The sequence below is a fragment of the Arthrobacter sp. NPDC090010 genome, assembly GCF_044748305.1.
Classification (GTDB): domain Bacteria; phylum Actinomycetota; class Actinomycetes; order Actinomycetales; family Micrococcaceae; genus Arthrobacter_E.
This window is the reverse complement of sequence record NZ_JBIVFT010000002.1, coordinates 475043-496299: the sequence shown is the minus strand read 5'-3', so window position 1 is coordinate 496299 and position 21257 is coordinate 475043. Positions and strand designations below refer to the sequence as shown.

Annotated in this window: 14 protein-coding genes and 2 tRNA genes; 9 read left to right on the top strand and 7 right to left on the bottom strand. The window is 65.5% G+C overall.

From position 1 onward, the window contains the following. Nucleotides 1-109: 109 nt before the first annotated feature. From ACIPXZ_RS05105 to bcp, 4 genes are all read right to left on the bottom strand, one after another. A complete protein-coding gene (locus tag ACIPXZ_RS05105) occupies nucleotides 110-1606 on the bottom strand; it encodes a malate:quinone oxidoreductase (RefSeq protein WP_400591036.1) in 1497 nt (498 codons plus the stop codon). 78 nt (nucleotides 1607-1684) lie between these two features. Beyond that, a complete protein-coding gene (locus ACIPXZ_RS05100; RefSeq protein ID WP_400591035.1) occupies nucleotides 1685-3349 on the bottom strand; it encodes an ABC transporter substrate-binding protein in 1665 nt (554 codons plus the stop codon). 89 nt (nucleotides 3350-3438) lie between these two features. Continuing rightward, nucleotides 3439-3520 (bottom strand) — tRNA-Leu (locus ACIPXZ_RS05095). 93 nt (nucleotides 3521-3613) lie between these two features. After that, nucleotides 3614-4099, bottom strand: coding sequence for a thioredoxin-dependent thiol peroxidase (bcp, locus tag ACIPXZ_RS05090; RefSeq protein ID WP_400591034.1), 486 nt, complete (start codon nucleotides 4097-4099; stop codon nucleotides 3614-3616). Between the two features lie 214 nt (nucleotides 4100-4313). On the opposite strand from bcp, the gene ACIPXZ_RS05085 reads away from it, so the two are divergent. Further along, nucleotides 4314-4496, top strand: a complete 183-nt coding sequence (locus tag ACIPXZ_RS05085) for a hypothetical protein (RefSeq protein WP_400591033.1) — start codon at nucleotides 4314-4316, stop codon at nucleotides 4494-4496. A 112-nt stretch (nucleotides 4497-4608) separates the two neighbouring features. Here ACIPXZ_RS05085 and ACIPXZ_RS05080 read toward each other — a convergent pair. Then, nucleotides 4609-4681, bottom strand: a tRNA-Lys gene (locus tag ACIPXZ_RS05080). Nucleotides 4682-4981: 300 nt separating this feature from the next. Between ACIPXZ_RS05080 and ilvD the strand changes: the two genes are divergently transcribed. From ilvD to metG, 8 genes are all read left to right on the top strand, one after another. Then, a complete protein-coding gene (gene ilvD / locus ACIPXZ_RS05075) occupies nucleotides 4982-6685 on the top strand; it encodes a dihydroxy-acid dehydratase (RefSeq protein WP_400591032.1) in 1704 nt (567 codons plus the stop codon). A 394-nt stretch (nucleotides 6686-7079) separates the two neighbouring features. Beyond that, complete coding sequence (locus ACIPXZ_RS05070) at nucleotides 7080-8969, top strand: acetolactate synthase large subunit (RefSeq protein WP_400591031.1); 1890 nt, start codon at nucleotides 7080-7082, stop codon at nucleotides 8967-8969. Between the two features lie 2 nt (nucleotides 8970-8971). Further along, on the top strand, nucleotides 8972-9484 hold the full coding sequence (gene ilvN, locus ACIPXZ_RS05065) for an acetolactate synthase small subunit (RefSeq protein WP_305997725.1): 513 nt from the start codon (nucleotides 8972-8974) through the stop codon (nucleotides 9482-9484). Nucleotides 9485-9534: 50 nt separating this feature from the next. Beyond that, nucleotides 9535-10560: a ketol-acid reductoisomerase gene (ilvC, locus tag ACIPXZ_RS05060; protein WP_400591030.1), complete on the top strand. Its 1026-nt coding sequence runs from the start codon at nucleotides 9535-9537 to the stop codon at nucleotides 10558-10560. Between the two features lie 197 nt (nucleotides 10561-10757). Further along, a complete protein-coding gene (gene serA, locus ACIPXZ_RS05055; RefSeq protein WP_400591029.1) occupies nucleotides 10758-12353 on the top strand; it encodes a phosphoglycerate dehydrogenase in 1596 nt (531 codons plus the stop codon). A 185-nt stretch (nucleotides 12354-12538) separates the two neighbouring features. After that, entirely contained in the window at nucleotides 12539-15334 is a 2796-nt protein-coding gene (locus ACIPXZ_RS05050) for an FtsX-like permease family protein (RefSeq protein WP_400591028.1), read from the top strand. A 77-nt stretch (nucleotides 15335-15411) separates the two neighbouring features. Continuing rightward, nucleotides 15412-16146, top strand: coding sequence for an ABC transporter ATP-binding protein (locus tag ACIPXZ_RS05045; RefSeq protein ID WP_400591105.1), 735 nt, complete (start codon nucleotides 15412-15414; stop codon nucleotides 16144-16146). A gap of 38 nt (nucleotides 16147-16184) precedes the next feature. After that, on the top strand, nucleotides 16185-17741 hold the full coding sequence (metG, locus tag ACIPXZ_RS05040) for a methionine--tRNA ligase (RefSeq protein ID WP_400591027.1): 1557 nt from the start codon (nucleotides 16185-16187) through the stop codon (nucleotides 17739-17741). A gap of 88 nt (nucleotides 17742-17829) precedes the next feature. On the opposite strand, the gene ACIPXZ_RS05035 is transcribed toward metG, so the two are convergent. Further along, nucleotides 17830-20358, bottom strand: a complete 2529-nt coding sequence (locus tag ACIPXZ_RS05035) for an ABC transporter permease (protein WP_400591026.1) — start codon at nucleotides 20356-20358, stop codon at nucleotides 17830-17832. Then, nucleotides 20358-21134, bottom strand: coding sequence for an ABC transporter ATP-binding protein (locus ACIPXZ_RS05030; protein ID WP_400591025.1), 777 nt, complete (start codon nucleotides 21132-21134; stop codon nucleotides 20358-20360). The genes ACIPXZ_RS05035 and ACIPXZ_RS05030 overlap by 1 nt, the downstream gene beginning before the upstream one ends. Between the last annotated feature and the right edge of the window lie 123 nt (nucleotides 21135-21257).

The window sequence follows — 21257 nt, the reverse complement described above, 5'->3', positions numbered from 1 at the left end:
ACAAAACCCCCGCTCCAGGGCGGGGGTTCCGTGTCAGGTCCGTGGCGACGGGGTGAAGGAGTCGCCCGGAATCAGTCCAGGATGGCCGGCACTGTTGCTGCAGGCAATCTTACTGCCCGGCCTCGGCCAGTTGGAGAACGGTCGCGGTATGCCGCGCCAACTCCTGGGCCAGCTCGGGGTTGTCGTTCAGGCGGACCCCGTAGCCGGGCAGCATCTCCTTGATCTTGCCTTCCCAGCCCTTGAAGCGGGCCGGGAAGGCCCGCTTGAGCAGTTCGAGCATGATCGGCACAGCCGTGGAGGCTCCCGGGGAGGCACCGAGAAGAGCTCCGATGCTGCCGTCACGGCTGGAGATGACCTCGGTTCCGAACTGCAGTGCCCCACCGCGCTTGGGGTCTTTCTTGATGATCTGCACGCGCTGACCTGCGGTGATGAGCTCCCACTTATCGCCCTGCGCCTCGGGGTAGTACTCGCGGAGCGCCTCGACCTTGGCGTTCTGGGTCTTGGTGACCTCCTTGACCAGGTAGGCCACCAGGTCCAGGTTGTCCTTGGCCACGCCGAGCATCGGAACGATGTTGTTCGGACGAACACTGCCCGGCAGGTCCCAGTACGAGCCGTTCTTCAGGAAGTTGGTGGAGAAGCCGCCATACGGGCCGAAGAGCAAGGAGCGCTTGCCGTCGACGTAGCGGGTGTCCAGGTGCGGCACGGACATGGGCGGTGCGCCGACGGATGCCTGGCCGTAGACCTTCGCGTTGTGCTGTGCCGCGATGTCCTCGTCCGTGCAGCGGAAGAACTTGCCGGAAACCGGGAATCCGCCATAGCCCTTGGACTCCGGGATGCCGGAGGCCTGCAGCAGGTGCAGGGCGCCGCCGCCGGCGCCGACGAATACGAACTTGGCTTTGATGCTGCCACGCTCGTTGGACCCCAGATGACGGGTGGAGACCTGCCAGCCGCTGCCGAAGGACAGGCGGTCGAGATCGGTGACGTCGTGGAAGTAGTTGACTTCGACGCCGGAGCGTTCGAGGTGGCTGGTGAGTTCGCGGCTCAGTGCCCCGAAGTCGACGTCGGTTCCTTCCGCCACGCGGGTGGCGGCGAAGCGGCCCTCGGCGCGGCCCTTCATCACGAGCGGAGCCCAGCCGCCGATCGTGGAGGCGTCCTCGCTGTGCTCCATGGTGGAGAAGAGCGGGTTGGGCTTGAGAGCCTCGTAGCGCTTCTTCAGGTAGTCGGAGTGATCGTCACCGAGCACGAAACTCATGTGCGGAACCGTGTTGATGAAGCCCTTCGGGGAACCGATGAGCTGCTCGGAGACGAGGTGGGACCAGAACTGACGGGAGAGCTGGAACCCTTCGGCGATGCCCAGCGCCTTGGCGGGGTCGACCGATCCGTCCTTGGCCTGCGGCATGTAGTTGAGCTCGCAGAAGGCGGAGTGGCCGGTACCCGCGTTGTTCCAGGGATCGGAGCTTTCCAGACCGGCCGCGTCGAGCCGTTCGAACAGGACGATGGACCAGTCCGGTTGGAGTTGCTTGAGGAAGGCGCCCAGGGTGGCGCTCATGATGCCTCCGCCGATCAGTACGACATCGGCGGAGGAAGTCTTGGAAATGAAGGTCACAGTGAACTCCGATTGCAGCAACATTGGGCAACAGCAGAATATCGCCTGGGAGGCTCTATCAAAAATTGCCCTCAGGGGTTATTCTTTGAGTTTTACCTTCGAGAAGACCTCGTTCAGCACGGGTGAGGCCGGATAGCTGATGACCCGGTCGGACATGGCCAGGGCGGAGATCGGGTAGGCGATGGGCAGGGCCGGGAGGTCCTTGGCGATCCGCTCGTTGATCGAGGTGTAGAGCTGACTGCGCTGGTCGCCGTCAGGCAGGGTCCGGGCCTGGGCGATCTGCTTGAAGAGCTCGGGGTCGCTGAAGCCGAATTCGCTGCGCTGGCTTCCGAAAAGCGGCGAGAGGAAGTTGTCCGCATCGGCGTAGGAGCCGTTCCAGCCGAACAGGTGTAGACCGTGGTTCCCAGGTGAGGTGATCTTCTGGGCGTAGCCGTCCGTCCAGGGGACCGGCACGGGCTTGATCACGAAGCCGACGGCGGTCAGTTGCCGGGCGATCTCCGCGTAGATCTTCTCGGGGGCCGGCAGATAGGCGCGCGTCACGTCTACCGGGTAGTAGAACGGGATCGCCTTGCCGTTGTATCCGGCCTGCTTGAGCAGATCCTTCGCCTTGTTGGGGTCGTAGCCGAGGGACGGGGCCTTGTTGTTGAATCCGGCGAGCCGGGGAGGCACGAACTGGCTGGCGGTGCCGGTGCCGTCGAGGTAGAAGCGTTTGACGATCGCGTTCTTGTCGATCGCGTACTCGATCGCCTGGCGGATCTTCGGATTGTTCAGCGGGGCGACCGACTGATTGATGCCCAGGTACATGACGGAGAACGGGTCCCGCTGGACCACCTGTTCGCCCTTCTTGACCAGGGCTTCCATGGTGTCCACCGTGATGTTGTCGTAGGCGTCGATCTCGCCCTTTTCGAGAGCTTCGCGGCGGACTTCGGGATGGCTGAGAACCACGAAGTTCACGGTCTTGATCTGACCGCGGTCACCCCAGTAGTGCGGATTCGAGGTGAGCGTGACCCGGTTGTCCGCCCAGGAGGTGAAGGAGAAAGGTCCGGTACCGACAGGATGCAGGGCATAGGCGGATACCGAGACCCCATCCTTGCTAGTGCTGAGATCATTCGCCTTTTGTGCGGCGAGAGCCTTGGGGGAGGAGATCGCCAGCGAGGGCATGGTCAGGGCCTGCAGGAAGCCGCTGAAAGGCTCGGAGAGGTCGATGCGGACGTGCTGTGCGTCGTCGGCGGTGCAACCCCGATAGATCGAGCTGGCAGGCTGGTCCGAGTACGCCCGGAAGATCGCTCCGAAGGTGGCCCCATTGCCTTTGCGGAGCGCCACGGGGAGGGTATACCAGCGCTTGAAGTTGGCACAGACGGCCTCCGCGTTGAACGGCGTCCCGTCCTGGAAGGTGACTCCTTGGCGCAGGGTGAAATCGTAGCTGAGTCCGTCTCCGGCGGTCTTCCAGTCCGTGGCCAGGGACGGCGCGGGCTTGCCGGTGGTCGCGTCGACCGTGAGGAGACCTTCCATGATCTGACGCGTGACGCGGTAGGTCTCCAGGTCCGAGCTGAGAGCGGGGTCCAAACCCATGGGCGGGGCCGGTGTGCCGAAGGTGAAGGTGGCCTGGGGGCCGGTGGTTCCGTCCGGCGAGGGTCCCGGGTCGGGGCTGGGAGTGCAGCCACTGAGCAGGATCGCAGCGGCCCCGGCGGCAGCGATGAGCCGCCGCGAGCGGTGCGCGAGGGCGGAACGGGGTCGGTCCACTGGCTTGTTCACCTCACGTAGGGAAGGGCCGCCGGTACTCGGCGGCCCAAGGGGCTACTTGGAGTTCGTCACGTACGGTGTCGTCAGAGTGCGCAAGGTGGGACTTGAACCCACACGCCCGAAGGCACAGGAACCTAAATCCTGCGTGTCTGCCAATTTCACCACTCGCGCTGGTGTGAAGCGTCCCTCTGGAACGCTCCGCACAAGTTTAGACACATTCGCTGGGCATTCGCCGGGATCGGCGCGGTGCCCGTGGCTGGATGCTCAGGCTGGGAGTTTGAGGTCGCGACGGAGCTTGGCCACGTGGCCCTTGGCGCGGACGTTGTACTGAGCGACGGCGATGACGCCCTCTTCGTCGATGACGAAGGTGCTGCGGATCAGACCCTGGTACGGCTTGCCGTAGTTGATCTTCTCGCCCCATACCGCGTATTCGTCGGCCACGCGGTGTCCTTCGTCGGAGAGCAGCGTGTATCCGAAGTGTTCGCGTCCGTTCCATTCGGCGAGCTTCTGCACAGGATCGGGGGAGATGCCCAGTACCGCGTAGCCCTCGTGGGAGAACCGGGCGAGGTTGTCCTGGAAATCACAGGCCTGCTGAGCGCAGGCGGGGGTGTCGGCCTGCGGGTAGAAGTAGAGGATCACCTTCTGACCACGGAGTCCTTCGAGGCTGACCTCCTGGCCCTGGGAGTCCTGGAGGGTGAATGCCGGCGCCGGTGTTCCGGGAGTCAGGCGGGGGTTGTTCGATGTGGGCACGCGGCTCCTCCTGGTATTCGGCTCTGGGCGTCGGATCGGCTCAGCGGCCATCCCGGGAGGGCGACGCAGCATCGATATTCCGAGGGGTCTGGACGCGCCCGAGCGATCCGCTGGAGAAGCACCCAGTCTATGGGAGTGAGGCCTATCGGATGAACCACTGCCTGGGTAGTGTTCGATTCGAGGGAGGATGCGGACGGCGGAGGAGACGATCCGAATGAGCCACGACAGACAGGCCGCAATGTGGCAGGGCTCACTGTTCGTCGTGCTCGGGGTCATCACCGCGCTGTCGAATGTGGCGGTGCCATGGAAAGTGTCGCTTGTTGCACTCAGCCTTGTGGTCGCCATTCTGGTCGTCACGTACTGGGTGCGGCGTGACAGGCGGGACTCGTCGAGGTGAGCTGACGAGTGTCTGATGAGGCGGTAACGTTCAGAAGATGATCGTGCCCGTCCAGACAATGAAAAAATCCCGCCTGACCAGCACTTCGGCTGATCAGACGGGACTTTCGCTGTGCACCCCCCGGGACTTGAACCCGGAACCCATTGATTAAGAGTCAATTGCTCTGCCAATTGAGCTAGAGGTGCATTGCTGTGGAGCTTTCATTCGGGCTTTTCTTCCCGTCTGCGTTCCCCGCAACGAGTAAAAACTCTACTGGAGATCCGCCGAAAAGTGAAATCGGCTGATGAGGAGGCTCTGAGTCCGCGCGGAAACGCCGGAATCCTGCGGATCTCCGGCTCCAGCAGGCTCGATGGAGAGACCGGCGCACTCCTCCTGGGGGCGGCCCTGCGCTTTTCTGTGAGGCAGGTCATAGACTGTGCGCAGTGGGCCGGTCTCCATCGCCTCGTCCAGGACGGTGGGATGGGCCATCGGGCGAGGAGGACGGCATGACGCAAGAGGCAACCCCTGACATCAAGCCCCGCTCGCGGGTGGTGACGGACGGGATTCATGCGGCGCCTGCGCGCGGGATGTTCCGGGCGGTCGGGATGGGGGACGACGACTTCGCCAAGCCGCAGATCGGCGTCGCGAGTTCCTGGAACGAGATCACGCCCTGCAACCTCTCGCTCAACCGTCTGGCTTCGGCTGTCAAAGAAGGGGTGCATGCGGGAGGCGGCTTCCCGATGCAGTTCGGAACCATCTCCGTCTCGGATGGCATCTCGATGGGTCACGACGGCATGCACTTCTCCCTGGTCTCCCGGGAGGTCATCGCCGATTCGGTCGAGACTGTCATGCAGGCCGAGCGGATCGACGGTTCGGTGCTGCTCGCCGGTTGTGACAAGTCCCTGCCCGGGATGCTCATGGCGGCCGCACGCCTGGATCTGGCCAGCGTCTTCCTTTACGCCGGTTCCATCATGCCGGGCTGGGTTCGGCTGGAGGACGGTTCAGAGAAGGAAGTGACGCTCATCGACGCCTTCGAGGCGGTGGGGGCTTGCGCAGCCGGCCGGATGAGCCGTGAGGACCTGGACCGCATCGAACGGGCCATCTGTCCCGGCGAGGGCGCCTGCGGCGGCATGTATACGGCGAACACGATGGCCTGCATCGGCGAGGCCCTCGGGATGTCCCTTCCGGGCTCCGCCGCACCGCCGAGCGCGGACCGCAGGCGGGACGATTTCGCGCGGCGTTCCGGCGAAGCGGTCGTCAACCTCCTCCGGCTGGGCATCACGGCCCGGGACATCATGACCAAGCCCGCCTTCGAGAACGCGATCGCCGTGACCATGGCATTCGGCGGCTCCACCAACGCCGTCCTTCATCTGCTAGCCATCGCCCGCGAAGCCGGAGTGGAGCTCACGCTGGACGACTTCAACCGGGTGGGGGACAGGGTTCCCCACCTCGGAGACCTCAAGCCCTTCGGCCGTTATGTGATGACCGATGTGGACCGGATCGGCGGGGTGCCGGTGATCATGAAGGCATTGCTCGACGCCGGTCTGCTGCACGGCGATTGCCTCACCGTCACCGGCCGGACCGTCGCCGAGAACCTCGCCACCATTGATCCTCCGGACGTGGACGGGAAGATCCTCCGGGCGATGGACAACCCTATTCACCGCACTGGAGGGATCACGATTCTGCACGGGAGCCTCGCTCCGGAGGGCGCCGTGGTGAAGAGTGCTGGCTTTGATGCAGACGTCTTCGAGGGAGCGGCGCGGGTGTTCGAGCGGGAACAGGGGGCCCTGGAGGCTCTTGACCGGGGCGAGATCCAGAAGGGTGATGTGGTGGTGATCCGCTACGAGGGTCCCAAAGGCGGTCCGGGGATGCGCGAGATGCTGGCCATCACCGGGGCGATCAAGGGCGCGGGGCTCGGCAAGGATGTCCTGCTGTTGACCGATGGCAGGTTCTCCGGAGGGACCACCGGGTTGTGCATCGGCCACGTGGCGCCGGAAGCCGTCGACGGCGGTCCGATCGCCTTCGTGCGCGACGGTGACCGCATCCGGGTGGACATCGCCGCGCGCACTTTCGATCTGCTCGTTGAGGAAGAGGAACTCGCGGGCAGGAGGGAAGGCTGGAAGCCGCTTCCGGCCCGCTTCACGACGGGCGTCCTGGCCAAGTACGCCAAGCTGGTCAACTCGGCGTCGACGGGTGCTTACTGCGGCTGAGACTCTCCAAGGGTGTTCGGGAGCGGGGCGCCCGAACACCTTTGCCTCTGCTCTGGCCTTGTTGAGCCTGGCTGACGGAGCAGGTGCGTCATGTTCTCGGCGGTATCGGCACGCCACCGTTCCTGTCTGCCCGGATCGCGGACGCAACTGTCCGAATAGTGAGATGGGGTGTCCGGCAGTTGACACAAAATGAGGCGGAGGGAAAACTGTAGCCATGACTGAAACCGTGATCGTCGTCCTTATTACCAAGCGCGTGGCATAGGCCAAGCTGGTAACGGACAGTCACGCGCAACCCCTCGCAGAGCCTCACGGCTGAGGGGTTTTTTTGTTTGACGATCCGGAAAGTCACCCACCCGAAATCGCCTCGCAAGGGGCACCAACGAGGAAGAGTCCGATGAGCAAAGGATCGCCCATCAGCCCCACGCTGTTGGCTGCAAAGTCCGCAAAGAATGCGGAGAAGTCCGAACGCGCCGTCGCCGTCGCCGATGAGGCAACGGCTCTCTCTCCTGTCCTCGGGCCGAACAACGTTGTACCCCCAACGGAGATGACCGGCTCGCAAGCACTCGTCCGCTCGCTCGAAGAACTCGGCGTGAAGGACGTATTCGGTTTGCCCGGTGGCGCGATCCTGCCCACCTACGACCCTCTGATGGCCTCCAGTTTGAACCACATCCTGGTCCGTCACGAGCAGGGAGCCGGCCACGCCGCACAGGGTTACGCCATGGTGACCGGAGAGGTCGGCGTCTGCATCGCCACCTCCGGCCCAGGCGCGACCAATCTTGTCACCGCCATCATGGATGCCCATATGGACTCCGTGCCCATGGTGGCCATCACCGGGCAGGTCTCCAGTGCCGTGATCGGCACGGACGCCTTCCAGGAGGCGGACATCGTCGGCATCACGATGCCGATCACCAAGCATTCCTTCCTGGTCACCGATCCGGACGAAATCCCGCGGGTCATGGCCGAGGCGTTCCACCTCGCCTCCACGGGCCGTCCCGGTCCTGTCCTGGTGGACTTCGCCAAGGACGCCCAGGTGTCCAAGACGCTCTTCTCCTGGCCGCCGAAGGTCGATCTTCCCGGCTACCGCCCGGTGCTGCGCGGCCACAGCAAGCAGCTGCGCGAAGCCGCGAAGCTCATCGGCGCCGCCAAGAAGCCTGTCTTCTACGTGGGCGGCGGCGTGCTGAAGGGCCACGCCTGTGAAGAGCTGATGGAACTGGTGGAGCTCAGCGGTGCCCCCGTGGTCACCACGCTGATGGCCAAGGGCGCATTCCCCGACTCACACCCGCAGCACGTCGGCATGCCGGGCATGCATGGCACGGTGTCCGCCGTGACGGCGCTGCAGCAGGCCGATCTGCTGATCACTCTCGGTGCCCGCTTCGATGACCGCGTGACGGGCGTGCTCAGCACCTTCGCACCGCACGCCAAGGTGATCCACGCGGACATCGACCCGGCGGAGATCTCCAAGAACCGCACGGCGGATGTGCCGATCGTGGGCAGCGTCAAGGAGATCATCCCCGAGCTGACCGAGGTCCTGAGCGCCTACTTCGAGGCCAATGGAAAGCCGGAGCTGGGTGCTTGGTGGGCATTCCTGAACAACCTCAAGGAGACCTACCCGCTCGGCTGGACCGAGCCGGACGACGGTCTGATCGCACCGCAGCGGATCATCAAGCGCATCGGTGAGCTCACCGGCCCTGATGGCGTTTACGTGGCGGGCGTCGGCCAGCACCAGATGTGGGCCGCGCAGTTCATCAAGTACGAGCGGCCTCACGCCTGGCTCAACTCCGGTGGAGCAGGAACCATGGGGTACTCCGTTCCCGCCGCCATGGGCGCCAAGGTGGGCAATCCGGACCGCGTGGTCTGGGCCATCGACGGCGACGGCTGCTTCCAGATGACCAATCAGGAACTCGCGACCTGCGCCATCAACAACATCCCCATCAAGGTGGCCATCATCAACAACTCCTCGCTGGGCATGGTCCGCCAGTGGCAGACCCTGTTCTACGAGGGCCGGTACTCCAATACGGACCTGAACACCGGTCACAACACCGTGCGGATCCCGGACTTCGTGAAGCTGGCGGATGCCTATGGTTGCGCCGCCCTGCGTTGCGAGCGCGAAGAGGACATCGACGCCACCATCCAGAAGGCGCTTGAGATCAACGACCGTCCCGTGGTGATCGACTTCGTCGTCAGCCCGAACTCCATGGTCTGGCCCATGGTGCCCTCGGGCGTGAGCAACGACCAGATCCAGGTCGCCCGGAACATGACCCCCGAGTGGGAAGAAGAGGACTGAGCATGAGCCGTCACACACTCTCCGTGCTGGTCGAGGACAAACCCGGCGTGCTCACACGCGTGTCCGGTCTCTTCGCCCGCCGGGCCTTCAACATCAACTCCCTGGCCGTCGGCCCCACCGAGGTGCCCGGCACCTCGCGCATCACCGTGGTGGTCGAAGCCGAAGGTGACCTGATCGAACAGGTCACCAAACAGCTCAACAAATTGATCAATGTGATCAAGATCGTGGAGCTCACGAGCGACGCTTCCGTGCAGCGTGACCATATCCTGGTCAAAGTACGGGCCGATGCCGCAACGCGTCTGCAGGTCACCCAAGCCGCAGATCTGTTCCGTGCTTCCGTTGTCGATGTGTCCACCGACTCATTGGTCATCGAAGCCACCGGTCACCCAGAGAAGATCACAGCCCTGCTGTCCGTCCTGGAGCCCTTCGGCATCCGCGAGATTGTGCAGTCCGGCACCTTGGCCGTTGGACGGGGACCCCGCTCCATGAGTGATCGCGCCCTGCGATCCGCCTGAAGCCCTCACGAACACCGTTCAATACCCCACTCCAAGGAGAGAGAAATCCCATGACCGAACTGATCTACGACGACGCCGCCGACCTCTCGATCATCCAGGGCAAGAAGGTCGCAATCGTCGGCTACGGCTCCCAGGGCCACGCCCACGCTCAGAACCTCCGTGACTCCGGTGTGCAGGTCGTCATCGCCCTCAAAGAGGGCTCCAAGTCGATCGCCAAGGCCGAAGAAGAGGGCTTCGAGGTCAAGAGCGTGGCCGACGCCGCCGACTGGGCCGATCTGATCATGATCCTGGCTCCGGACCAGCACCAGCGTTCGATCTACAACGACTCCATCAAGGACAAGCTGACCGCCGGCAAGACCCTGGCCTTCGCCCACGGATTCAACATCCGCTTCGGCTACATCCAGGTTCCTGAAGGCGTGGACGTCATCCTCGTCGCCCCGAAGGCCCCCGGCCACACCGTCCGCCGCGAATACGTCGCAGGCCGTGGCATCCCGGACATCATCGCCGTCGAGCAGGACGCCAGCGGCAACGCCTGGGAGACCGCGAAGTCCTACGCCAAGGCCATCGGCGGCACCCGTGCAGGCGTCATCAAGACGACCTTCACCGAGGAGACCGAGACCGATCTCTTCGGCGAGCAGGCAGTGCTCTGCGGCGGCGTCTCCCAGCTCGTCCAGTACGGCTTCGAGACCCTGACCGAGGCCGGCTACCAGCCGCAGATCGCCTACTTCGAGGTGCTGCACGAGCTCAAGCTCATCGTGGACCTCATGTGGGAGGGCGGCATCGCCAAGCAGCGCTGGAGCGTCTCCGACACCGCCGAGTACGGCGACTACGTCTCCGGCCCGCGCGTCATCGACCCGCGCGTCAAGGAGAACATGGCAGGCGTGCTGGCCGACATCCAGTCCGGTGCGTTCGCCAAGCGCTTCATCGACGACCAGGACAACGGAGCCGTCGAGTTCAAGGAGCTGCGTGCCAAGGCCGAGCAGCACCCGATCGAGGCAGTGGGCCGTGAACTGCGCTCCCTGTTCTCCTGGAAGCAGCAGGACGCCGACTACGTCGACGGTTCGGCCGCCCGCTGAGACCTCTTAACCGCAAGGATCTGATCCTTCACAATCGGGAAACCGATTCCCGGCACGCCGTACTGAGCCAGTAATCTCAGAAGCAGGCGTGTGAAGCAACGGGTTGCCGGGCTCGCAGTGCGCGAGCCCGGCAATTCCGCGCTCAGGACACCTGAGAAAAGCCACAGCAGTATCGATCGCCACAAAGAGGTCCCCCGGTGACAGACACCAAGCCCGTAGTACTCATTGCCGAAGAACTCTCGCCTGCCACCGTTGCGGCGCTGGGACCGGATTTCGACATCCGGCACACCGACGGCGCCGACCGTTCCCAGCTGCTGCCCGCTCTGGCCGACGTCCACGCCATCCTGGTCCGCTCCGCCACCCAGGTCGACGCCGAGGCGATCGCCGCGGCACCGAATCTGAAGGTCATCGCCCGTGCCGGTGTCGGTCTCGACAACGTCGACATCAAGGCCGCGACCCAGGCCGGTGTCATGGTCGTCAACGCCCCGACGTCGAACATCATCTCCGCCGCGGAACTCACCGTCGGCCACATCCTCAGCCTGGCACGCCACATTCCGCAGGCCTGTGGCGCCTTGAAGGCGGGGGAGTGGAAGCGCTCCAAGTACTCCGGCACCGAACTCTTCGAAAAGAAGATCGGCATCATCGGTTTCGGACGCATCGGTGCGCTCGTCGCCGCCCGCCTGCAGGCCTTCGGGACCGAGATCCTGGCCTACGACCCCTATGTCACCTCGGCCCGTGCCGCTCAGCTCGGTGTCAAGCTCGTGAGCCTGGACGACCTGCTGGCGCAGTCCGACTTCATCACCATCCACATGCCCAAGACCCCGGAGACGGTGGGCATGCTCGGCGCCGAGGCGTTCGAGAAGATGAAGGACACCGCCTACGTCGTCAACGTGGCCCGCGGCGGCCTGGTCGACGAAGCGGCCCTGCACGAGGCGCTGGTTGCCGGCAAGATCGCCGGCGCAGGCATCGACGTCTTCGCCAAGGAGCCCTCCACGGATCTGCCGTTCTTCGGTCTCGACAATGTGGTGGTCACCCCGCACCTGGGCGCCTCCACCGCGGAAGCCCAGGAGAAGGCCGGGATCTCCGTGGCCAAGTCCGTGCGCCTGGCCCTGGCAGGCGAGCTCGTGCCCGATGCCGTGAACGTCGCCGGTGGCGTGATCCACTCCGACATCCGTCCTGGCATCCCGCTCGTCGAGAAGCTGGGCCGGATCTTCACCGCTCTCACGCACGACTCGGTGACCCAGATCGACGTCGAGGTGGCCGGTGAGATCGCCAGCCTGGACGTCAAGGTGCTGGAACTCTCCGCTCTCAAGGGGATCTTCGCCGACGTCGTCTCGGAACAGGTGTCCTACGTCAACGCGCCGGTCATCGCGGAGCAGCGCGGCATCAACGTCCGGCTCATCACCTCCGAGGCCGCCGAGGACTACCGCAACGTCCTGACGCTGCGCGGCGCCCTCAGCGACGGCACCCAGATCACCGTCTCGGGAACCCTGACGGGCCCCAAGCAGGTCGAGAAGCTCGTCGGCGTCAACGGCTTCGACGTCGAGATCCCCATCACCGATCACCTGATCGTCGTCAGCTACCAGGATCGTCCCGGTGTCGTAGGCACGATCGGTCACATCCTGGGCATGAACAACATCAACATCGGTGGCATGCAGGTGGCCCGCAGCAGCGAAGGCGGCGACGTCATGGCTCTGCTCACCGTGGACTCCTCGGTCCCGCAGCAGGTCCTGGACGCCATCAAGGCCGGTGTCGGTGCGATCGCCGTCCGTGAGGTCGATCTCGAGTCCTGAGACCACGGCCGCACAGGGACGTCACGTCCCGTGAATCAGGGCCGGTCTGCCTACAATAGCTATGGCGCTTCCCGCGTCACAGTGGTCGGCAGGCCGGCCCTGATTCGTTAAACACCCCCGTCGGAGCGAGGGCGTAGCCATGCCTGCAGCGCAGCCTTCTTTCGTTCCCTCAGCCCAGGAGTGCAATGAACGCCGTTGAACGGTTCATCAGGAGCCGCGTGCTGCTGCTGACCGCGACTGTCCTGATCGTCACCATGGCCCTGTCCGTGCTCGTCCAGAGCGGCTCCCAGGCCGCGTTGGTCAAGACCGTGGATCAGAACTCGCGTGGCCTCTACGACATCCTGGTGCAGCCGGCAGGCAAGAGCGACGGCTCGCTCATGCAGCCGGACATCGTGACGGGGCAGGGCGGCATCAGTTTCGACCAGCTCGAGAAGATCCGGCAGATGAGCGGGACCTCCGTTGCGGCCCCCATCTCCCTGGTCTCACGCGTCACCCAGAACCTCGAGGCACCGCAGCTGCGGGCCATGGACTTCCTGGGCTACAACCAAGGCCTGGTGGGGCTGCAGCAGGCCAGCACCCCAGGATCAACCGAAGAGTCCAAATGGCCGGCCGCCGAGTCGGTGCTGAACGACCAGGCGACCAAGTACCGGATCACCGCGACGGCGACGAGCTCTGACGGCAAGACCGAGCGGCAGCTGTTCAGCACCACCGGTGAAGGCACGCTGGGCAAAGCGAAGATCACACAGACCACGGTTGCCGGCGGCAAGTCGGTGCAGATCGACGCGCCGTCGGGGGAGACGGGCATCAAGTTCCCGTCGCCGGCGGGAACCTCGGCCCACACGCTCTTCAACGTCAACATCCCATTGCCTCTGGCCCCCGAGATCAGCGAGTCCGTGGTGGCCGTCGACCCGGTGTCCGAGCATGCTCTGCTCGGCGACGCCGGAAGCTTCCTGGACAACCTCGAGAAGGCGCCCCCGGCTGACGCCCGCAACGCCGGCGCCGTCGGACGCTTCTTCCAGAGCAAGCTCTCCTCCGGCATGAGCCAGGACGACATCCAGAACGGTCCGGACTTCAACGGCGTGCGTCTGAAGTACTGGGCGCCGATGCTCATGCAGTACGAAGCCAGCGTGCGCAGCAAACAGATCACGGACGACTCGCAGGCCATTCCCCTGATCGTGCGGCAGGGCACCAGCCTCGACGTGAAGTACAGCGTCAAGATCGAGCAGCTCGACGACTCCGGAAACGTCACCAAGGACATCGGAACGGTCAGCAAGAACCTGGGCGACGGGTACCTTCCCTTCGTTTCCAACTCACCGTTCGTCCTTCAGTGGCCCGGTGGCACCGACCACTCCGATCTGCTCGGCCCGACGTCCAGCTTCTCCACCGGTCTCTACGATCCGGCCACCTGGAGCACCCAGTTCGCCGCGTCGCCGCAGTACTCGGCATCCGGCACCGGAGCCAATGGCTCCGAACAGAAGACGGCCGAACCCGGTGACTGGGTCACCGTCAACGGCCTCCCGGAGCGCTCCCTGGACGGGACGCCGGTCGATCAGAGCCAGCGGACCCCCGTGCAGGACCGGTCCTACCGCAAGGACGTCGCCCGAGGCGACTCCAAGGCGACGCCGCTGCCGATGGTCTACGGCACCTTCGACCCGTCCCAGGTCCAGAAGGCCGCCGGTGACATCAACCGGCTGCCCCTCGGCGGCTATGACCCCGTGCCCTTCACCCTCACCAAGGACGCCCAGGGCAATGGCGTCGACTCCACCCAGCTCAAGGCCAGCCTGAGCGCCAGCGGTCTGGTCAGCCAGTCCGCCGGTGCCATCACCGACTACTACGGTCTGGCTGCCGCCCGCGGCTACACCAAGGATGCCGACGTCGTGGACGCGGTGCGCGTGCGGGCCAAGGCGGAAGGCGGCTGGCGCCAGGCCGGTGGCGACATCGCCAAGCTCGCCGATCAGATCCGGGCCCTGGGGCTGAAAGCCACCATCGTCTCCGGCTCCGCCCGTGAGGACGCCAACATCTTCGTCCCCGGATACAGCAAGGATTCCTCGGGCGCCGAGCAGGCCCTCGGGACCGTGCAGCAGTCCTGGGTCCGTCAGGACGCCGCGGCGGCAGTGAGCAGCTCGCTGTCCGGGACCAACATCATGCTTCTGTTCCTGACCCTGCTGGGAGCCACTCTCCTGACCGCGGCCTCCACCGTCAGCTACGTCCGCAAGCGCCGCGGCGATGCGGCGATCCTGCGGGCCATGGGCTGGAACCAGGGTCAGATCCGCAAATGGGTTCTGCAGGAGTTCGCCGTCGGTGCGGGTGCGCTGGCTCTGGTGGGACTCATCCTGAGTCTGGTGAGCTGGAACCTGGCCACCGTGGTCGTGTCGGTGCTGGTGCTTGCCATTTACGCCGTCGCCGCCTGGCTGGCGGTGCGGCAGCTCCGCCACAAGCACATCGTGGATCAGGAGGTCGTGGATGACTCCCGCCTGATCACGATCGACTCGCCCCTGACCTTCGCCAGCCGGCAGTTGAAGACTCACCGCTTCAACACTCTGGCACTGGCCCTCGCCGTGGGCGTCTTCGGCGCGGCTGTGGGAGCTCTGTTGGCCGTGCTGGTGGACATCCCCCGTGCGGCCGGAGCCTCGGCACTCGGCGGCGTGGCTGCTGCGAGCATCGTGCTGCCCGCCATCGTGCTGGCCATCGCCGGGGCACTCGTCGGCATGTTCCTGACCATCGTCACGGGCCGCTTCGAACTGGGCGCCAAGCGCGAGCAGATCGGCGTCCTGAAGGCCATGGGCTGGAACCCCGACATGCTTCGCCAGGTCCGTTTCTTCGAGCACGCGCTCGTGGGCCTGTACGCCCTGCCCGTCGGCGTGCTGGGTGCAGCACTGCTGGGCATCTTCCTAGCCCCCTACGCGGCCATCTGGGCAGGCCTTGCCGGTCTGGTCGCCGTCGTGGTGTGGGTCCCCATCGCAACAAGGATCATTCGATGACCACCGAACCGGAATCCCGCAGGAACCGCCGCGCCGATGAGCGCCCCGCCCAGCCCCAGGACGAGCAGGAGAACACGATGACCGTGGAGCAGCCCGCCGGAGACGGCCCGGAACTCCAGACCCGTGCCAATACCATCATCAAGGTGGCGGATCACGAGACTCCGCTGCGCCTGGAGGATCTGACGATCCGCTACGGCGGAGAGCGGAACGGTGCGGAGCGAGTCAGCGTCGTCGAAGGTTTCAATCTCGATCTCGGAGCCGGTGAGATGCACTGCGTCGCCGGCCGAAGCGGTTCGGGCAAGACCTCCATCCTCACCGTCAGTGCCGGCCTCACCTTGCCGACCAGCGGCCGCGTCTTCTGGGAGGACGCCCCGCTCGACGCGATGGACGACGACGAGGTGGCCGACCGCCGTCGAGCGCTCATCGGATACGTCGATCAGGGCGGCGCCCTGATCGAAGGCATGAGCGCCTTGGAGAACGTCCTGCTGCCCGCCGTCCCGGACGGCGAGGTGGAGCAGCGCACCGAGATGGCGAAGAACCTGCTGGAGCTGGTGGGTCTGGGTAAGCGCATCAAGCACCGCCCGGGCCAGCTCTCCGGCGGTGAGCGTCAGCGCGTGGCCATCGCCCGCGCCCTGATCCTCGGAACCAGGGTCCTGGTGGTCGATGAGCCGACCGCCAGCCTGGACCGTGCCTCGGCCAACAAGATCATCGGAATCCTCAAGGACACCACCAAGGACGGCATCTCCGTGCTGGTGGCCTCCCACGACCACGAACTCATCCGGGTCTCCGACTCGATGACCGAGCTCAACTGAGTCCCCGTCCAGCGCATCATCGCAAGAGAGAACACATCGTGACGCAGCAGAAGCCGCCCTACTACCTGACCACGGCCATCACGTACCCCAACGGTGTCCCTCACATCGGGCACGCCTACGAGTACATCGCCACGGACGCGATGGCCCGGTTCAAGCGCCTGGACGGCTACGATGTCATGTTCCTGACGGGCACTGACGAGCACGGCATGAAGATCGCGCAGGCAGCCGAGAAGGAGGGCGTCAGCCCGAAGGAACTCGTGGACCGCAACGCGGAGATCTACCAGGCCGTGCACGCCGAACTCGGCATCAGCTACGACCGCTTCATCCGCACCACGGACGCCGATCACTATGCTGCGAGCCAGGAGATCTGGCGGCGCATGGAGGCCAACGGTGACATCTACCTCGGCAAGTACGAGGGCTGGTACTCGGTCCGCGACGAGGCCTTCTACGGCGAGGACGAGACCGAGCTGCGTGAGGACGGCAAGCGGTACTCCAAGACCACGGACACCGAGCTGACCTGGACCGAGGAGGAGAGCTACTTCTTCCGGCTCTCCAACTACCAGGAGAAACTGCTGGCCCTCTACGCGGAGCAGCCGGAGTTCGGCTACCCCCGCAGCCGTTTCAACGAGGTCATCAGCTTCGTCAAGGGCGGATTGGAAGACCTCTCCATCAGCCGCACGACGTTCGACTGGGGTGTGCCCGTCCCCGGCGACGACAAGCACGTCATGTACGTCTGGGTGGACGCCCTGACGAACTACCTGACGGGTGTCGGGTTCCCCGACGACTCCGGTGAGAAGTTCCAGCGTTTCTGGCCCGCGGACGTCCACGTCATCGGCAAGGACATCTCCCGCTTCCACGCGATCTTCTGGCCGGCCTTCCTGATGAGTGCCGGGCTTCCGCTGCCCAAGCGGGTGATGATCCACGGCTTCCTGCACAACAACGGCGTGAAGATGTCCAAGTCGCTGGGCAACGTCGTGGCCCCCGGGGATTTCGTGGAGCAGTACGGCCTGGACCAGGTGAGGTACTTCTTCCTCCGCGAGGTGCCCTTCGGCGCCGACGGCAGCTACAGCCACGAGGCGATCGTGGGCCGGATGAACGCGGACCTCGCCAACAACTTCGGCAATCTGGCCCAGCGTTCCCTGTCCATGGTCGCGAAGAACTGCGACGGCGCCGTTCCGGTCCCGGGTGAGTTCAGCGCCGCGGACCAGGCGATCCTCGCCAAGGCGGACGGGCTGCTGTCCGCCGTGCGTGCAGAGTTCGAGGAACAGCAGTTCTCCCGTGCGCTGGAGGCCATGTGGCACGTGCTGGGGGAGTGCAACGCCTACTTCGCCGAGCAGCAGCCGTGGGTTCTCCGCAAGACCGACCCTGCTCGTATGAACACCGTGCTGTACGTGACTCTGGAGATCCTCCGTCAGGTGGCCATCCTGAGCCAGCCGGTCATGCCGGGTTCAGCCGGAAAGGTTCTGGATCTGCTCGGCCAGGATTCCGAGGAGAGCCGTCAGTTCTCGGCGCTTCCGACGCGCCTGGTGCCGGGAACCGCCCTGCCGGCTCCGGCACCGGTCTTCCCGAAGTACGAAGAGCCTGCCGAGGCCTGATCCTTCCCGCACTCTCTCGCGAGGTAACAGTTGACGCCCCTAAGACTCGGTCTTAGGGGCGTCAACTGTTACCTCGCGTTGGCCGGGATCAGCTCACGGCGAGACCCTCTACGGGTGAGAGCCGTGCCGCGCGCCGGGCCGGGACGATCGAGGCGATCAGTGCGGCCACGATCGCGACCAGCAGCGTGCCGACGAGGGCCAGCCAGGGGGCGTCGAACGGCACCGGTCCGAGCGCGCCGATGGCGGATTTGGCCCCGAGCCAGCCGAACGCCGAGCCCAGCAGAACCCCGAGGAGCGCGGAGACCCCGGCGATGAGCATCGCCTCCAAGGCCAGCATGACCCGTAGCTGGCGCCGGGTCAGGCCCAGGGCCCGCAGCAGGGAGTTCTCCCTGGTGCGTTCCAGCACGGACAGGCTCAGCGTGTTGGCCACGCCGATCAGGGCGATGAACACGGCCACGGCCAGCAGTGCAGTGACCACCAGCAGAAGGACGTTGATGACCTCCTCGAAGGCCGCGCGTTCCATGGCCGCACCCGAGATGTACGCCTGTGGGACGTTCAGCGCGGTGCCGAGCGAGTTGACCACATTGCGGATGTCTGTCGGCTGCACCGAGTCCGCGAGCTTGACCCAGAGCTGACTTCCGTCCGGTCCGAGAGTGCCGCCGTTGATGCCGCGGGCATCCTCGGTGCTCATGAGCGGAACCATGCTCCAGGACTTGCTGACCACCGGCTTCAGGACGACCGTCCCGTGCTTTCCTGTGACGGTCACCGGCGCAGTCGGATAGCCCTTGGGCACGATGACGGTGCCCGCTTGCAGTTTCAGCTGCGGGTCGCTGAGCACGGCCTGTGCCGTCGCCGGGTCCATCGCGTAGATTCGTTCGGTGCCTCCGTCAGAACCGCCGGACGACGACGCGGTGGGCACCGTACCGGCCGGGATCAGGAGCGCGGTGGCGGCGACGCCGTCGACCTTGGCCGCAGTGGTGGCTGCTTGAGGACTGAAGCCGGTGGCATCGGCCGCGCCGGCTTCCTGTCCGGCGGATTGCGGAGCCAGCACCGTGACGTCCACGGGGTAGTGTTCGGCGAGGCCGCCACTCAGCGCGGCTTTCGCGGAACCGGCACCGACCATCATCATGCTGACCAGGGTCACGCCGATGAGCAGAGCGGATGCGGTGGCGGAGGTACGCGCTGGATTGCGTACGGCGTTCAGTGCCGCGAGACGACCCGGGACACCGGATGCCTTTGCGAGACGACCGACGCCGCGCACCGCACCGGGGATGAACAGGCCGGCGCAGAACAGCACTCCGAGGAAGCTGAAGAGCCCACCCGGCAGGGCCACCGGCAACTGGTTGAACCAAGCGCCGCCCAACAGCATGGGCAGACCGAGCACCAGGAGGATGCCGCCGATCACGAGCCGAACGCGACCACGACGATTGCCCAGCGAGGCGTCGTCTTCCGGACGCAGTGCGGCCAGAGGGGCGACCTTGGTGGCGGCACGGGCAGGGAACAGGGCCGCCACGAGGGTCATGAGCACGCCCACGACGACGCCGGCCACGAGCGCTGCCGGGTCGACGGCCAGGGTTGCGAAGGAACGCGTGGGGTCGGTCTTGGCCAGTGCGATCAGGCCGGCCATGACGCCGACTCCGACGACGGCACCCACGATCGAGGAGACCAGGCCGACGATGGCCGCCTCGGCCAGGACCGATCCGCGGATCTGTGATCTGGTTGCGCCGACGCAGCGCAACAGGGCGAGCTCACGGGTCCGCTGCGCGATGATGACCGAGAAGGTGTTCGCCACCACCAGCGCCGAGACGAACAGTGCGATGATCGCGAAAGCCACCAGCACGATGGTCAGCTGGTCCTGTCCACCGGTGAACTGCTTGACCTGCTCCATGGCGGCTTCCTGCGGCGTGCGGACCGATGAGGCGACCGGCTGGGTGGCCAGTGCCTTCTCGACCGCTTGCCGAACTGTGGTGGCATCCGCTCCGGGGGAGAGCTTGAGCTGCAGTCGGGCCACCTTCTCCTGTCCTGCGGCCAGCTCGGTCAGCACCGGGGTGGAGGAGACCAGCTGGGCGAAGCTGCCGCGCAGCGGGTCCGAGCTGGGCTGCAGGATTCCGGAGACTTTGAGCGAGAGTTCCTGCGGCTTCGTGCCGTTCGGGACTTCGCTCTTCAGCCGCAGAACACTGCCCACTGCGAGGTGGAAGTCGCGGGCGGTGTTCGAATCCACCGCCACCTCACCCACGCGGCCCGGAAGGTTGCCGCTGGTGGTCTTGGACGGTTCCAGCTCCGCGGGCGCGGTGTTCTGCAGGATCGCGGTGAAGGAGGCATCGCCGCTTTCGGCGACCGTCATGATGCTGCTCTGGCCGTACACCGAGGCGACGCCAGGGACCGCGGAGACCGTGCGGATCTCCTGGGGGGTGAAGTCGTCAGTGGACTTCGTCGGCATCGCGATCAGGTCCGCGCGGTGATAACTCTCACCGAGGCTCGCGGCGAGCGAGGCTTTGGTGCTGGAGGAGACCAGGAGGGTGCTGACCAGGAAGGCCACGGCGAGCATGATCGCCAGGCCCACCGCGATGAAGCGGCGCGAATGGGTTTTCAGCTGAGACAGTGCGACGCGCAGCATCAGGCACCCAGCTCACTCATGGCAGCCAGGATGCTCTCCGCGGTCGGCTCTTCGATCTGGCCGACGATCTGTCCGTCACTCATGAGGACGACGCGGTCCGCGTAGCTCGCGGCCACCGGGTCGTGGGTGACCATGATGATGGTCTGCCCGAGTTCCTTGGTGCTCCGCCGCATGAGGGAGAGGACCTCGGCTCCGGACCGCGAGTCCAGGTTGCCGGTGGGCTCATCCCCGAAGAGCACCTGAGGGCGGGTGAGGAGGGCGCGTGCGACGGCGACGCGCTGCTGCTGACCGCCGCTGAGCTCGTGCGGCCGGTGCTTGAGACGGTCCTGCAGGCCGAGGACACCGACGATGAAGTCGAACCACTCGAGGTCGGGCTTGCCGCCCGCCAGCTCGATGGGCAGAAGGATGTTCTGTTCAGCGGTCAGGGTCGGCACCAGGTTGAAGGCCTGGAAGACGAAGCCGACGGTGTCGCGGCGCAAGGTCGTCAGCTGGGTGTCGTTGAGACCGGTGATCTCCGTGGCCCCGAGATGGATGGTGCCGGAGTCCGCGGTGTCGAGGCCGGCGAGGAGATGCATCAGCGTCGACTTGCCGGAGCCGGAGGGGCCCATGATCGCAGTGAAGCGGCCCTGCTCGACGTCGATGCTGACGTCACGCAGGGCGGCGACCGCGGTCTCGTCCTTGCCGTAGTTCTTGACGAGGTGACGGGCGCTCACCGCGGCGGTGGCATTCGCCGGGGGAGCCGCAGGAACGGGTGAAAGTGGGAGTGAACTGGTCATGGTTCCACGCTATGGCCGGCCCGGGGTCCAGGGGATCGGACTCCGGGAGGCTCTTGCGAGCGGATCCCTCATACCGTGGAATGAGCCGGGATCAACCCAGGCAGGGAGAAGCCAGGATGGGGA

What these genes read in the sequence shown, in the direction of transcription:
- ilvN (WP_305997725.1), top strand. Translation starts at nt 8,972, where the DNA reads ATGAGCCGTCACACACTCTCCGTGCTGGTCGAGGACAAACCCGGCGTG.
- ACIPXZ_RS05035 (WP_400591026.1), bottom strand. Translation starts at nt 20,358, where the DNA reads ATGCTGCGCGTCGCACTGTCTCAGCTGAAAACCCATTCGCGCCGCTTC.
- ACIPXZ_RS05070 (WP_400591031.1), top strand. Translation starts at nt 7,080, where the DNA reads ATGAGCAAAGGATCGCCCATCAGCCCCACGCTGTTGGCTGCAAAGTCC.
- ilvD (WP_400591032.1), top strand. Translation starts at nt 4,982, where the DNA reads ATGACGCAAGAGGCAACCCCTGACATCAAGCCCCGCTCGCGGGTGGTG.
- ACIPXZ_RS05045 (WP_400591105.1), top strand. Translation starts at nt 15,412, where the DNA reads ATGACCGTGGAGCAGCCCGCCGGAGACGGCCCGGAACTCCAGACCCGT.
- ACIPXZ_RS05085 (WP_400591033.1), top strand. Translation starts at nt 4,314, where the DNA reads ATGAGCCACGACAGACAGGCCGCAATGTGGCAGGGCTCACTGTTCGTC.
- ilvC (WP_400591030.1), top strand. Translation starts at nt 9,535, where the DNA reads ATGACCGAACTGATCTACGACGACGCCGCCGACCTCTCGATCATCCAG.
- ACIPXZ_RS05050 (WP_400591028.1), top strand. Translation starts at nt 12,539, where the DNA reads ATGAACGCCGTTGAACGGTTCATCAGGAGCCGCGTGCTGCTGCTGACC.
- ACIPXZ_RS05030 (WP_400591025.1), bottom strand. Translation starts at nt 21,134, where the DNA reads ATGACCAGTTCACTCCCACTTTCACCCGTTCCTGCGGCTCCCCCGGCG.